The following is a 14,742-nucleotide window of genomic DNA, read 5'->3' as shown; positions in this document are numbered from 1 at the left end:
GTGCGCTGGTGGCATGCGGTGACGCTTGATACCAATCATCAACGAGGACAGAGAGGATGGTCATCACATCAGACAATGGTATACTGGACATCGACGGAACTCCTTCTGATGGTGGGTAAGCACTTCCATCGTGGGACTTCCGTCGTTTTTTGTCAAGGAATACGTTCGTGATAACTCACATCAGACGTATTATATAATTCTTTCAACAATTAACACGAGGATCTCCAGGTGCGAAATCCTCGCAAAATACAAATAATCCTGGAACTTGCCAATTCCCAAAAGGTTTGCCCAACCAAAACTCTTTAGGTGTTTGCCATCCAGCCTGCCAGTCAAACCACCAAGGATTATCCCATTTAAAAATGTCTCCTGTTGCCCTATCCATAATCCAAAATTCACTTCCGGTTTGAGCCATCGCTATTCCTTGCCCACTTGCATTAGCCCTATCTATGAGAAGATGCAGATCTCCTAAATCTTTTGCAGCATCCTTGAGTGTATAAAAAACAGCTAGTTCTATTGCAACCTGTACTCCAGCTGACGTAATTGTAGCTGATACATCCTTAACAAGAGAAGATAGTAAAGCAACTACAAGGTTGGATGTATATTTTACTCCTAGCTGGGCTAGAGAACCTACAAGTATTGCTAATGATAAGTGTCCTAGAAAAAGTTGGTCTGCTAAATGATTAATATCGGCCGATAACTGATCAAGTTCAATAGAAAGCAAGGTAGCCTGTCTATCGGTCATATAGGCCGAGTGTCCACTTGGGTCTGTATACTTTAATGGATTATTATTGACGAAACTAAATCTATTCAATTCTTGTGGATTCGTGGTTCCCCACGGTTGAATTGCTCGTTGCCGGGCTTGTCGCGAGAGCAAAAACCAAAAGCTTTGCTTATTTTCATTGGCTAGCGCCATACCAAATGCTAATTCGTGATAATCAACAGTATATGAGCGATGTGATGTATCTGGAACAACACTATCAGCGCTGGTAAAACGGGCAATCGCTGGATCATAGTAGCGAGCGTTGTAGAATAGTAATCCCGTGCCATCATCTGTGCGTTGACCAGTATAGCCAAACTCGGTGCTGCTGAGGTTACCGCTGCGGGTTGCACCCCATGGGTCATAGCGCTCAGCTTCGATGACTGTGCCGCTACTATTGGTGATTGCGCCAATTGAACCAAGGTGATCGGCATGGAAGTAGATTACACTGCCCCGGTTGCTAGTGCTTGGATTGCCCGTGGTTGTTCGGGCAGCAACGCCATAGTTGGAGACAATTGTACCATCGCTCCAATATTCGACATTACCCATATAAATTACGCTTTTTGTAGTACCACTACCGATGCTAGTCTTTTTTACACGAATATTGTTACCATCGTATTTGTAGGTTTCGGTAACCGTGCTGGTGCTAATTTGGGTTGGTTGGTTTTCGATGTTCCAGGTGTAGCTGCGGCCACCACCATTGAGCATGTTGCCGTTGGTATCGTAGCTATAGCTTTGGCTGCCAATGCTCGAAACCGCGTGGGGCTTGCCATTGGTATAGCTGTAATTAACCCCAGCTTTGGTGGTGATATTGCCAATTACATCGTAGCCATAGCTTTGATTGAAGGTTGCGCCCCCAATACACACGCTGCTACTGCTGCTGCTGACAGCACAGGCATTGGTTACGCGATCACGGTGATCATAGCTATAGCGCATGATTTCATTTGGGTTCAAGCTATCTTGTGATGCGATTGTGCGAACATTGCCTGCAAGATCGTAGGTAAATGATCGCTTGAAGCGCTCTTGCATGATGCCGCTATCGTAGGTAGTGATTGAGGTTAAGCGTTGGGAAAGCGCATCATAGCCATAGTTGGTTTGTTGCCCATTCTGGAACATTTCGTTGATCTTTTGACTTAAGGCATCATAGGTCACATTGCTTTGGATGTATTCACCAAGGCTTGACGTGAGGCCATTTTGGCGACCAGCAGCATCATAACTATAGGTAATGATTTCGCCGGTTGGATAGGTAGTAGTTAAAGGTTTTCCATCAGCCCGATAACTATTGAGTGTAATGTACGTTGTTCCGTCAACGACTTGAGCAGTTTTGGCGATTTCGCCTCCTAACGAGTATCCCCAATTGGTACTACCACTGACATCGGTCATACTCGTTAGTTGGTTTCTGCCGTTACTATGGGCACTATCAAATTGGTCATAGGCATAGCTTGCCAGAATGATACTACCCTGCTTTTTGGCAGTTACACGATTGAGCAAGTCGTATTCGAAGCTCAGGGTTTGGTATTGGGCATCGGTTTGGCTGATCAGGTTGCCATCAACATCGTAGCTATAGCTCCATACGCCCATGTCGGGGTCGTTCATGGTCAGCTTGCGACCAGCAGAGTCGTAGGTCATGCTCGTGACATTGTTACTGGCATCGGTGCTGGTGGTCAATAAATCAAGTGGGCTATAGGCATAGGTTGTCATGCCATAGCTGGCCCATGTGGTGGTGTAGTTGCCTACACAGCTAAAGTCGCTGAAGAAGGCCCACGTTGTACAATCACCGCTTAATTCTTGCACTTGGACCAAGCGGCCAAATTGGTCGTTGCGATGTTGGGTGCGATGGCGATTGGGATCGATCGTGTCGACCACACTCATATTGTTGTATTGCCAGTAGCGTTTGGTGGTTTTCGCGCCATCTGGTGTAGTCAGGGTTAGCAAGCGTCCAAGGCTATCGTAGGTCTTAGTTGTCCAATTAACCCCTGTGCCTGGAATCGCGGTATATTCCCAGAACGATGTGCTGGTTTCAGCAACATAGCGTGGTTGGGCTTCATGGGTAACGTGGCCCAAACCATCGTATTTGGTATCAACCACGATAGTTTGGCTGCCATTGACGCTTTCTTGCTTGGTTTGAATTTTGCGACCAATGCCGTCGTAGAATTGGCTATCGATGCGAACCCCAGCCAAGCCGCTTTGCTCACGGGTTTCCGTCCAATAGTGGAAGGGGATTTTTGCATCTTCATAGTGGGCTTTGAGCGTTGGCAAGGCGCTGCTATCACCTGGTTTGATTAATGCCACCATGCGGCCAAAGGCATCATATTCAGCGTTTGTTACATTGCTATTTGCATCGGTAACGCTGGTCAAAGTACCCATGCGGTAGTTGTAGCCAGCGCTTTCATTCAGGGTTGGGCTATTGGTATTGCCCGTTGGTTGGCTGACGCTGGTTGAGAAGGCATGGAAAGTTGGATCAAAGGTTGTGGTAACCGTGCTACTGCTTGAGCCATTGCCTGGTGCGCTAAATGTGGTAGTTGTGCCATTGAACAAGCGCGTGCCTGCTTGGGCATAGGTTGTCACCGTGGTTGGATTGCCATAGGCATCATAGCCATAGCTGGTATCGCTGCTGGTGAGGGTTACGCCCGTTGTGCTGGCTGCGAGCGGCACATTGGTATATTTGCGCACCAAGGTCAGCAAGCCACGCGTTCCCACCGCTTGGGTTGTAACCGCATTATCGTAGCGATTTTCGGTCAAGGCCAAGACGCGGTTTTGGCCGTCGCGAATAACTTGGGTGACCAAGCGATCGACGATATAGGCGCTACTGGTGTTGGGGCTGTAGGTATTGATGGTTGAACGATAGACTGCCCCAGTGATATCCAATTCCTCAACTTTGGTCACATTGCCGTATTGCACGCCGCCTTGATTCATTGGCTCGTAGTAATACTTGGTGCGATTGACGGTTTCGGTTGGCCCACCAGAAGGCGCGGCATCACGATTGATATTGGCGACTTCGTTGGTGTAGTTGAATGACGACCAAAGGCCTGAAAGCGGTGTTGCACCATAACTATACATTTCAACTGTATAGGTATTAAGGGCCTCCCGGAGCATTGTGCTACTTACACCTTGGCGTTGCACCGTGCGATATTCTTTGCCTTTAAGAATTTCACGATCGCGAATTTGCTGGAAGCACAGATCATTGAAAATCTGTGGGCCAGTACCTGTGGCGGTAGGGTTACAGCCAGCATCGCCTTGATAGAAATAGTGGTCGGTTTCGTTGCCATTTGAGTCGCGTTCAACCACTTTTGAGTGACCACGAAACTCAGTGTTAGCTTGGCGTTGCAGCCATGCACTATTGTCGTGCGATTGATCAAATTTGAGATTGTAATACAGCACAGCTGAGTTTGCATAGGTCTGGACTGACGATTGGGTTGTATCGAGCAGTGTCCCAATTGAATTGTAGGCTGCATTACTATAGCTATAGTTGGTTGTATAGCTATTGCCTCGTCCATCGTTGAGGGTTTTGCTGGTAACCCGATGATTATTGATAAATTTATTGTTACCGTTGAGCAAGCCAATGGTTTCATAGGCAAAATTAATCGTGCCACCTTGGCCATTATTAACTTGTGTCAAACGATTCCAATCAGCATTTGGCGTTGGGGCGTTAACCCGCGCACCATAGCTAAATGTTGTTAATGGTAAGCCTGTTGTGCCTGTATTGCCAAGGCGTTGAATACTGGTAAGGGTCAATTTACTCGTCGTTGCGTCGCTGGTATAGTTTGAACCATTTTGAATTGAAATGTTCGCACTTGTACTATAGTCGTAATTTAAATCATAGCCGCGCACAAGCTCCCATGTGCTTGCTTGTTTGCTATAGACTAAAATTTGATCAAGCAACTTGGTTTGACGAACTGCGCCATTTGTGCCTTCATATTGATTTGGAGCAGCATCAAAGGTTAAATCATTGGTCCGAGCTTCAACATCAAAAACAACCCGATAGCGATCAATCGCCCCAGTGTTGATATTGCCGCCCCATGTAATTTCAGCTGGCCAAACTTCTCGATCAACCTTTGCCTGCGCATTGTTGTATGGGTCGCACGAGCGCAAAGCGCCAGCAAACGTATCGCGGCCATAGCTGTAATTAATGCTGTTGCCATGTGGATCAACCGTCCGCGTGAGCAACCATTTGTAGGTTTCGAGCCGTAATTTATTCGAAATGCTACAGTCATTCCAGCCCCACCAGAGATCATCTTGGAATTCATAGCGCGTGCCATCTTTGCTCCAAATTGTCCAGGTATAACGGGCTTGCGCTTGTCCATTGACAAACCCACCACGGCTGCTGGTTGAAACCCCATTTGCTGCAACCTGAACTTTCGCAAACGACTCGTCGGTCATGCGCCATGCCCAATGGGTTGGGTTGCTGAGTTGGGGGTTTGCAACCAGTGCATCACCACGCATCAGATCGGATGCGATGCCATTGACACTTAATGAATAGTAGTTGATGACATTGGCGGTTGCAGGATTTACGCTAATTACGTTGGCACTAATTGAACCGCTATCAAGGCTCCAATCACGCCCAACCCACCCAGCTTGTTGTTTTGTCCGCATTCCGCTCCGCCCATCGCTGCTGGTGCTATTGTAGGAAAGCGCGATATTTGGCTTGATTCCAGCTGGACCCGCAGGAACATCAATTGGATAGGAGCTGGTTGCTGCCCCGGTAAAAAGGCTTGTTTGCCAAGCTTGCAAACTTGGCAAAAAGGCTTCCGCAGGGGTTGAACCATCGCCAAGTTGATACGGCCCTTGGGCTGCAATTCGGGCTGTTACTTGGCGCTTAACCAGATCTACATCGCTAGCTACCACTTCCCAGCGATTTTGCTCCGCAACATAATGATAGAGGGTTAAATCGGCTGCATCAATCCCTAAGGCAGTTAATTGAGCATCAGTGTAATTCCATACCAACGTTGTTGGGGTTTTAACTGCTCCTCGGCTTTGCAATGAGCTTGAAACAACAACTGGGGCAAGTCCACGTTGGGTTGGATGCATGGTTGATACATCTGTTGTCATCGTCCACGTAGGATTAACTGCTTTACTTTCAGCTAGTACTACCCGCCCATCAGCAGAGGTTGTTGGGTTGGGATTGCGCTCGGCTGTGTTGGGAATGAGCACAAACCCACTATTGCTAGCAATTGGCTGAGCCATTTGAGGACTGTTGACTGTAGCAGTCGCAATAACTGCGCCTGCTGGAATATTTTCATTGACCTGAATGCTTACTTCAAAAGTATGCGATTTTCCTGGTTCTAGCGTATTAAGATTCCATGTCCATTCAGTTTTATCAGCATTAAGCCCATCTTTTGAAATGGGAGTTGCACCTTTAGGGACAGGCAATGAAACAATGATATTTGATGCAGAAAGTGCTCCAACATTACGAATATCTACTTTAAATGTTGTAGTATTACCTACTTTGACGAAAGATTTTGTGGAATGTAGATTAATTGCAATACTAGCATAGCGCGTAGCTTGATTAACCACAATTGGTTGTTGATTAGGTAATACTTGATCTGGTATACGAACGTTTTCTTGGGCATTGATTGCTTGGCTAGGAAGCAAAGAAGCAGTTAATGCTGTTAATAAAGCAGCATTAACTGCACGCTTAAGGCGTGAAGAAATTAACATAGAATTCTCTCAAATAAGAAAACATGCCAAGGTCAACAGAATTATGATTAATTTTAATCATAATCGTGTTATTCCAACATAATGAATAGCGTTAGCTACGTATTAACTTTGTTTTTTGAATGAAGGTAGTTCTGTATTCTCTGTCTCATCGTTAAGGTTTGATTGTCTCAAAATCAACCCTTGAATGAACCTTCAAAAATACTCTCAATTCTTTACTAATACCTCCCTTGCAATCTCTAATTTACTCATCAGTGCGATTATAGCAAAAGATTAACAATATGCAAGTGCTAATTGCGCAAGGTTTTCACGATCAGCATGCCCCATTGATTGATCAAGGACATGCTGATATGTTTCATGTGCCTAGGCTTTAGTTGAATCTTGGATAGGTGTTGCCAAACGAGCAGTGGCATCAAATGCTACGGCAAACCAGAGCAAAACTAAGCCATATAATTTATACGAAAGCAGCAGCGCCCAAAAACCACCATGATAACTGCGATCGTAGAACGTCCATTGATTGCCGGTGCTCAAGCAAACCCAAGCCAAGCCATAGAAGCCAAAGATTGGCCAGGCTGGCAGTTGTTTGGTTTGCTGCACCCGCACCAAAAGTTGAAATATGGGTATCAGCAACAAGACATGGTAGTGAATCCAGGTTGATGGCAAGACCATCAGCATAGTGATAATCCATAAGCCAAAGCCATTGGCCAAGGTCATTTTGCGGCTAAACCACCAAGCCAAGCCGCTAAAGCCTGCCGCAATCAGGTAGGTCAGCAGTTTAACCGTCTGCGAGCTATCGGGAGTTAAGCCAATTGTTGGGTTGATCAGCCGATTGAGCCAGCCATTCCAGGTTTGGTTTTCGACCCAGACCGTGCCGCCGCTGGTGGTTGGCAGCACATGCTGAACAAATTGGGCATGTACATCCCAACCTAAAACAAGCACACTGAGGGTTAGGATTGCACTGCATGTCAGCCCAAAGGCTATGAGTGCGCGCCAACGTTTGGCAATGACTGCTTGGGCTAAGAGAAATGCAGGATATAGTTTTAGCATGGTCGGTATGGCCAGCATTGCTCCAAACCATTGCCAACGTTCCTTGAGCAATGCGACAGTCGCAATCGCCAAGGGCAAAAGCATCAGCATATCAACTTGACCATAGCGCAGGCTATCGTTGATCGGTTGAAATACTAAGATGATCAGCCCTAGCCCGATGGCTGCCCACGAACGCCATTGCTGGCGGTAACCGCGTAACAACACTCCGCTCGCAATCAGCATGATCACAAGGTTAAAGACCCGCCACGATTGAATTGCAGGCGTAAATTTCAATAGGGTAAACGGAGCCATAAAAAAGACAAAAAATGGTGGATATTTATAACTGTTGCCAAATTGGTTAGCAGCAATTGCCGCAAAATCGTAAAGCCCTGTGCCTTGAAAATAATAGCTTGGGCCACGATATAAAGCTTTGAAATCATCAGCATAATCACGTTCAAAAACATAAATATACTTACGAATACCATAACCAATGATACCAACAATGACGAAAAATGCAATAATTTTGCTATAGCGTTGCGAAATAAATGGCATAATCAAGCCAAATAGTGAGCCAACAACTGCTAAATTCCACCAATCAATCCAATTTTCTACCCCATAAAACCACATCGAATAGCCAGATAGGATAAATATGCCAGCAATTAATAAAAACACGAGCTTCTTAACTGGTTCCCAATCGCTATGATAGAGCTTCTGCATCCATGCGGTAAATACACAAAGAACGAAACTACCAATTGCTAGGCTTACTAAATGTGGCTCGATTAATCCAGCTTGCCAAATCCATAGGCTAATAATACTAATAATACTGATACTGCTTATTCCAAGCATAAGATAAAATTTGCCTGGAAATAGTTTTGTTAATAAATAGAGCCAGAATAACGGTAATACCAAAACAACCGCAAGCAAACCCCATGGTGGTAACGACCAAGCAGTTTTATTATTAGTGATCGTTAATTGATCGATCAGCAAACCTAATTCACGATTATCTGTACGCTCTTCAGGAATTAAGCTTTTGATTCCAATAATAACGTGACCCCAAGGATTTGTATGTTGTGGAATGAGTATATGATAATTGCGAATTGCTAATGCTTCGCTGCTAGAATTATTGATTTGAAGCTTTTGATTATCGCCAACCAGTAATTCAACCTGTTCTGCTTGAGGATTAACCGTGCCATTAAATGTTAAAAGCGTTGAGCCATGCTGGAAAGGTATGGCAATTGTGGCATCACTCTTGGTCCAACGATAATTAAATTGCTCATTCTTTTCCGGATCATTGAAGCCGCTGAAGCCATCTTGCTGCTTGCTCGCTCCAACATCAATTACAACCTGGCTCGCTTGATTCCAGCCGATGATCATTAAGCCAATTAAGCTGCACCAGATTGCAATTAATAGATAGCGTTGCTGTTTTTTCAGCACTGTACTCAACACGACACCATGCTCCGCTAAATCAATGTCATTTGGGCTATGATACCACGTTGAGTAGAATGCTTCGATCAAGCGAGCTATGCTACAATAGCTGCTTAGAACAATCTGCTAGGGCTGATATTATGCGAATCTGGGCTATTGCCGACTTGCACCTTGCTGGCGGGCAAGATAAACCAATGGATGTTTTTGGCGCTCATTGGCGCAATCATGCAGCAACCATTGCCAAGGCTTGGCACGAATGTGTTGCCGCCGATGATCTGGTCTTGATCGCTGGCGATATTTCATGGGCCATGCACCTCAACGATGTGCGCGCCGACCTCGCTTGGATCGATTCACTGCCAGGCAAAAAGGTGCTCTGCAAGGGCAATCACGATTATTGGTGGAGCAGCAAAAATAAGGTGCGCGCCATCTTGCCAGCGTCGTTGCAGATTGTCGATTGCGATGCTGTGATCGTTGATGAGATTGTGGTTTGTGGCACGCGCGGTTGGGCCGTGCCCGGCGACCGCGATTTTGATAAAACGACCGATCAGCGAATTTATGAGCGCGAGCTTGGCCGCTTAGAACGGGCCTTAGCTGGAGCACAAGTTTTGGCCGAGGATGTGCGCCCGATCTATGTGCTGCTGCATTTTCCCCCTTTCCGCGATGGCCAGCCAACCGAATTTGCCAAACGCATCGCTGCCGCCAATGCTCATGCCTGTGTCTACGGCCACCTCCACCAAGCAGAACAATGGGCCAACGCCACGACTGGCCACGTCGAGAGCGTGTTTTATCAATTAACTGCCTGCGATGCCCTCGGCTTTACGCCAATCTTGCTCAACCCTAATCCTTAAGCTTTTCTAAAATAGCTCTTGACAAGCTGATATTCCTTAACGTATCTTTACTTTGGGAGCGGTCTCAAATAAAGCTTAACCGTGATGCTGCTTAAACATTGTAGGAAGCACCGAAGCAACGGGCGCATCGCACCTTGATCAAGGAGGATCGATGAACAGCCAACGACGTTACTGGTGGATCGCACTGATGCTCGGATTTATGCTTGGACAATTCGGTTGGTGGCAATCAAGCAGCGGCCAAACGAGTGCCCAAACCTTGCGCGCAGCTGCTGGCTCATTTTTAATTGGCAGCGCTGCTGATAGCGATTTTTGGAATTTTGGCGATGCTGCGCAATACGAGGCAATTTTGGGCGGCCAGTTTAATATTTACACGCCAGGCAACCAATTAAAATGGGATGCAGTGCATCCGCAACGCACAAGCTACAATTTTGCCCCCGTTGATCGCCACATTCAAATTGCCAAAAGCTATGGCCAGCAAATCCACGGCCATACGTTGCTCTGGCATCAGCAAAACCCGGGCTGGGTTGCCAACCAAACCTGGACGGCCAGCGAACTAACCAGCATTTTGTATGATCATATCGACACCGTGGTTGGGCGCTACAAAAACGACATTGCAATTTGGGATGTGGCCAACGAAGTTTTTGATGATAGCGGAGTCTATCGGCGCTCGTTTTGGTATAACACCATCGGCCAAAGCTATGTGGAGTTGGCATTCAAACGGGCGCGCCAAGTTGATTCCGATGTGGTGCTAATTTACAACGATTACAACATCGAAGAAGTTAACGCCAAATCCAATGCTGTGTATGCCATGGCCAAAGACTTTTTGGCCCGTGGGATTCCGATCGATGGGATTGGTTTTCAGATGCACTTGCTTGGCTCAGGGATTAATTACAACAGTTTTGCCCAAAATATGCAGCGTTTTGCTGATTTGGGCTTGAAAATTTATGTAACTGAGGCCGATGTACGTTTGCAATTGCCTGCAACCAGCACTAGCTTGGCTCAACAAGCAACGGTCTATCAAAATGTGCTTGATCGCTGTTTGCGTCAGCCTGCTTGCCAAGCCTTTCAATTTTGGGGTTTTAGCGATAAATATTCGTGGGTTCCGAATTCCTTTCCTGGCTATGGCGCGGCCTTGATTTATGATGAGCAGTACAATCCTAAGCCAGCCTACACCGCGATTTACAACCGCTTATTGCAAGGTCGCAGCACTACGCCAACCCCAACTGCTACGCAAAATCCAAGCAGCACGCCCACGGCCCAGCCAACTAATACTGCTGTGCCAACCAACACTCCAACGTCGAGCGCAACGCCAACTCAGGCTGCGCCGCAACCAAAGTTGATTTTGAGCGCGCCAAGCCAAGTGACGCTTGGGCAAGTGTTTACACTGACCATTCAGTATGTGAATATTGGCTTGCAATATACGACTGTGACCAGCAGCCCTGCTGGCTTGGTACAGCTTGATCCACCGTTGAGCATGCCCTGTAAATATAATCAACACCCAACCCAGTGCAAAAATATTACCTTTAAAGCAACCGCCTTGGGTACAGTGCAATTGAATGCTAGCGCAACGGGCGAAGTGCCAATTCCTGGTGGCGGCTGGACATGGGGTGGTGCACTTGCCCAAAATCCCGTCAGTGTCACAATCGTAAACAGCACGCCAACGAACACACCAACAAATACGCCAACGCCAAGCCCAACTCCTAGCCCTAGCCCAACACCCACTGGCAATGCTTGCAGTGTCAAATACACAATTGCCAGCCAATGGAATACTGGTTTTATAGGAAATGTGATCGTGACGAATGCTAGCAACACGCCAATCAATGGCTGGGTGCTCAATTGGAATTTCGCTGGTAATCAACAAATTATCAACGGCTGGAATAGCAGCTTAACCCAAACTGGCAATGCTGTGGTTGCTGGTAATCTTAGCTGGAACAGTGTGATTGCGCCGCAAGGCTCAGCCTCGTTTGGCTTCCAATCCAGCTATAGTGGCGCAAATACAGTTCCGGCCAGCTTTACTCTGAATGGAGTTGGATGTAGCATCGTACCGTAGAGGAGCGTTCCCTCACCCCAACCCCTCTCCCACGCGGCGGGCGAGGGGCTTTAACGCTGCGGTTCTGCCGCAATTCTGCGTTAAAAAAGAGTCGGCTCCCCCTCGCCCGCGTGTAGTGGGAGAGGGGGCTGGCTTAAAAGGGTCGGTTGTGAAGATCTCCTCACCCCAACCCCTCTCCCACGCGGCGGGCGAGGGGCTTTAACGCTGCGGTTCTGCCGCAATTCTGCGTTAAAAAAAGAGTCGGCTCCCCCTCGCCCGCGTGTAGTGGGAGAGGGGGCTAGGGGGGCAGGGAATGCTCCACACGCCACCATTAAACCTACCCTTGTAAGGCAAGAGATCTGGGCGGTGCGGTAAAATTTTAGAGCGGAACGCCTTTGAGTTGGCTGGTATTCCATTGCAAAAGATCGTGTTGGGCGCTGCACGGGCGCACCACAACCTCGGCCTGAATTTGCGCAACAACCTCATTTGCAGGTAAGTTGCTGCCAAGTTGGGTAATTTTGGCGGCTGCAAAAGCGGTTGCTAAACGGGCACTCGCTGCCAGATCCAACCCTTGGGTTTGGGCTGCAACAAGACCTGCAACCATCGCATCGCCTGCGCCGACAGTGCTTTGGACGGCAACGCTTGGCGGAATTGCCACCAAACTTTGTGCTGCATCGATAAACAGCGCCCCATGCTCGCCCATCGAAATCACGACGATGTTGATGCCATGATTCAAGAGTTCGCGGCCTGCTTTTTCTGCTGCTTGTTCGCTGGTAAGCGCGTAGCCCACGAATTGCTCAAGCTCTGCAAGGTTGGGTTTGGCAATGGTTGGGGCTGCTGCAAGCCCATAGCGCAAGGCTTCGCCACTGGTATCCAACACTACCTGCTTACCTGCTGCCTGAATAATCTCGATCAATTGACCGTAAATGGTGCTGGGAATGCCCGGCGGCACGTTGCCAGCCAAAATAAACCACTGGTTATTTTCAGCAGCCAAGCGGGTGATCGTCGTGCGGATTGCTGCTAATTCAGTGTTGGTTGGGGTTAGGCCAGGCAAATTGATTTCAGTTGTGCGCTGGGTTTGTTGATCGCTAATTTTGATGCCAACCCGTGGCTGGCCTGGAATACGAATAAATTGATCGTCAATCTGTTTTTCGGCAAACAGCCGATCGAATATTTCGGCGTTTTGGTCGCCTAGAAAGCCAGTTGCGACCACGGGATGGCCTGTGGCGGCCAAGAGTGAGGCGACGTTTACGCCTTTGCCACCAGCATGGTTTTTTAGATCGTAAGCGCGATTGACGGTTTCAAGCTGAAAATCGTTGATAAAAATCGTTTGGTCGATGGCTGGATTAAGGGTTAATGTCACAATGCTCATCATTGCTGTACCTCAGCAGCACTGCGCCATGCCCCAGCACGTTGCGGCAGTGCTTGTAAATTGGTAGAATTACGAATTGGGTAAATGAGCTAGCCCTGATTGGTGGAGTCTACCCTGCATTCAGGCGCTAAAATTAATGTAATCGATTACAAAGATTTTGTCAAAATAGATCAAATGAAGCGCTTTGAGAAATTTATTTTGCAGCAGAATCTAGATTTTTAGATTAGTCTTTTATGAAATCGATTACAGTATATTTCAAAAAATAGTGCTGGAATCTGCTATAATGGCGCAAGCGTTTTAGCCCTGCAACCGACTACTGCCAAGGGGAGTGAGCCATGTCCAGCATCAAAGATGTTGCCAAAGCAGCGAATGTTTCGACGGCAACAGTTTCGCGGGTTCTTGCCAAGCATCCCCATGTGCGTCCAGCGGTGCGCGAACGCGTGTTGGCGGCAGTGGCCCAGCTTGAATATCGGCCTAATTTGATTGCGCGCAACTTGCGCTCGCAGCAATCGAAGACCTTGGGCTTGATCGTTTCAGATATTCGCAATCCCTTTTTTACTGCGGTTAGTCGGGCGGTTGAAGATACGGCCTATGCTCATGGCTACAATCTACTGCTCTGCAACACCGATGAGAATCCTGAAAAAGAGCTACTCTATTTGCAATTGATGGGCGATGAACAAGTGGCTGGTGTAATATTCTCGCCTACCTTGCAAACGCTCAATCGCTGGCATGAATTGCATTTGAGCTTTCCGACCGTGTTGATTGATCGTTCGTTGCGGAGCGGCGATGTTGATGCTGTGTTGTTGGATAATCTGAGCGCAGGCTCGCTGCTCACCCAGCATTTGCTGAGCCAAGGCTATCGGCGAATTGGGGCGATTTTTGGTGAGGCGAGCACAACCGGACGCGAACGCCAGCGCGGGTTCGAAGCTGTGTTACACGATGCAGGGTTGCATATTCAGCCTGAATATGTGCGGTTTGTGCGCCCCCAGAGCGAGGCTGGCTATCGCACAACCTTGGAATTGTTGGGCCTGCCCGAGCCACCAGAAGTAATTTTCACCAGCAATAGTTTGCTAACTGCTGGCGCATTGCAAGCCATCCGCGAACAGGGTTTGCACATTCCAGCGCAGATTGGCTTGGTTGGCTTTGATGATACTGCTTGGGCAAGTTTGGTTCAGCCTGCGATCACCGTTTTAGCGCAACCAACCGATGAAATTGGGCGCTCGGCCACCGAACTGCTTTTGCAACGGGTTGCTGATCCTCAGCGTCCAACGCGCAAAATCATTTTGCAAGGCGAGTTGATTGTGCGCGAATCGAGCATAGAACAAAGAGCATAGAGCATAGAACATAGAACATAGAGAAGCCTGAAACCACGAAGGACGCGAAGAGCACGAAGGATGTTTTTAGCCACAGATTCCACAGATTATTTAAATTATTGTTCCCAAAGCCAAAAGCCTATAGCCTGTAGCCAAGGTTTCTCTGCGCCGCTGCGTTAAAATTGATCCACGAAGGACACGAAGCGCACGAAGGACGTTTTTAGCCACAGATTGACACAGATTCGCTCAGATTATTAATATTCCTATAGCCAATAGCCAACAGCCTATAGCCATTGTCTGATCCCCGACCCCTGACC

At 47.6% G+C, this 14,742-nt stretch carries 6 protein-coding genes; 3 read left to right on the top strand and 3 right to left on the bottom strand.

All coding sequences use genetic code 11. The features are described from left to right. Nucleotides 1-202: 202 nt before the first annotated feature. Nucleotides 203-6,415, bottom strand: coding sequence for an RHS repeat-associated core domain-containing protein (locus C5S61_RS24805; RefSeq protein WP_110519973.1), 6,213 nt, complete (start codon nucleotides 6,413-6,415; stop codon nucleotides 203-205). Nucleotides 6,416-6,775: 360 nt separating this feature from the next. Beyond that, nucleotides 6,776-8,884, bottom strand: coding sequence for a glycosyltransferase family 87 protein (locus C5S61_RS24800; protein ID WP_124033505.1), 2,109 nt, complete (start codon nucleotides 8,882-8,884; stop codon nucleotides 6,776-6,778). Nucleotides 8,885-9,003: 119 nt separating this feature from the next. On the opposite strand from C5S61_RS24800, the gene C5S61_RS24795 reads away from it, so the two are divergent. Both C5S61_RS24795 and C5S61_RS24790 read left to right on the top strand, forming a co-directional pair. Beyond that, nucleotides 9,004-9,711 carry a metallophosphoesterase gene (locus C5S61_RS24795; protein WP_110519969.1) on the top strand — a complete coding sequence of 236 codons (708 nt, stop codon included), beginning with the start codon at nucleotides 9,004-9,006 and terminating at the stop codon, nucleotides 9,709-9,711. 151 nt (nucleotides 9,712-9,862) lie between these two features. After that, on the top strand, nucleotides 9,863-11,761 hold the full coding sequence (locus tag C5S61_RS24790; protein WP_110519967.1) for an endo-1,4-beta-xylanase: 1,899 nt from the start codon (nucleotides 9,863-9,865) through the stop codon (nucleotides 11,759-11,761). A 358-nt stretch (nucleotides 11,762-12,119) separates the two neighbouring features. On the opposite strand, the gene pfkB is transcribed toward C5S61_RS24790, so the two are convergent. After that, complete coding sequence (gene pfkB / locus C5S61_RS24785; RefSeq protein ID WP_110519965.1) at nucleotides 12,120-13,115, bottom strand: 1-phosphofructokinase; 996 nt, start codon at nucleotides 13,113-13,115, stop codon at nucleotides 12,120-12,122. A gap of 332 nt (nucleotides 13,116-13,447) precedes the next feature. Here pfkB and C5S61_RS24780 point away from each other — a divergent pair, with 332 nt between their 5' ends. Next, nucleotides 13,448-14,446: a LacI family DNA-binding transcriptional regulator gene (locus tag C5S61_RS24780; protein ID WP_110519963.1), complete on the top strand. Its 999-nt coding sequence runs from the start codon at nucleotides 13,448-13,450 to the stop codon at nucleotides 14,444-14,446. The last annotated feature ends 296 nt before the right edge of the window (nucleotides 14,447-14,742 follow it).

This window comes from Herpetosiphon llansteffanensis (assembly GCF_003205875.1).
Taxonomy (GTDB): Bacteria; Chloroflexota; Chloroflexia; order Chloroflexales; family Herpetosiphonaceae; genus Herpetosiphon; species Herpetosiphon llansteffanensis.
The sequence above is the reverse complement of the archived record's forward strand: the minus strand, read 5'-3'. Positions and strand labels throughout refer to the sequence as shown.

Excerpts from the sequence above, each read along its gene's own strand:
- C5S61_RS24795 (WP_110519969.1), top strand. The coding sequence starts at position 9,004 with ATGCGAATCTGGGCTATTGCCGACTTGCACCTTGCTGGCGGGCAAGAT.
- pfkB (WP_110519965.1), bottom strand. The coding sequence starts at position 13,115 with ATGATGAGCATTGTGACATTAACCCTTAATCCAGCCATCGACCAAACG.
- C5S61_RS24780 (WP_110519963.1), top strand. The coding sequence starts at position 13,448 with ATGTCCAGCATCAAAGATGTTGCCAAAGCAGCGAATGTTTCGACGGCA.
- C5S61_RS24790 (WP_110519967.1), top strand. The coding sequence starts at position 9,863 with ATGAACAGCCAACGACGTTACTGGTGGATCGCACTGATGCTCGGATTT.
- C5S61_RS24805 (WP_110519973.1), bottom strand. The coding sequence starts at position 6,415 with ATGTTAATTTCTTCACGCCTTAAGCGTGCAGTTAATGCTGCTTTATTA.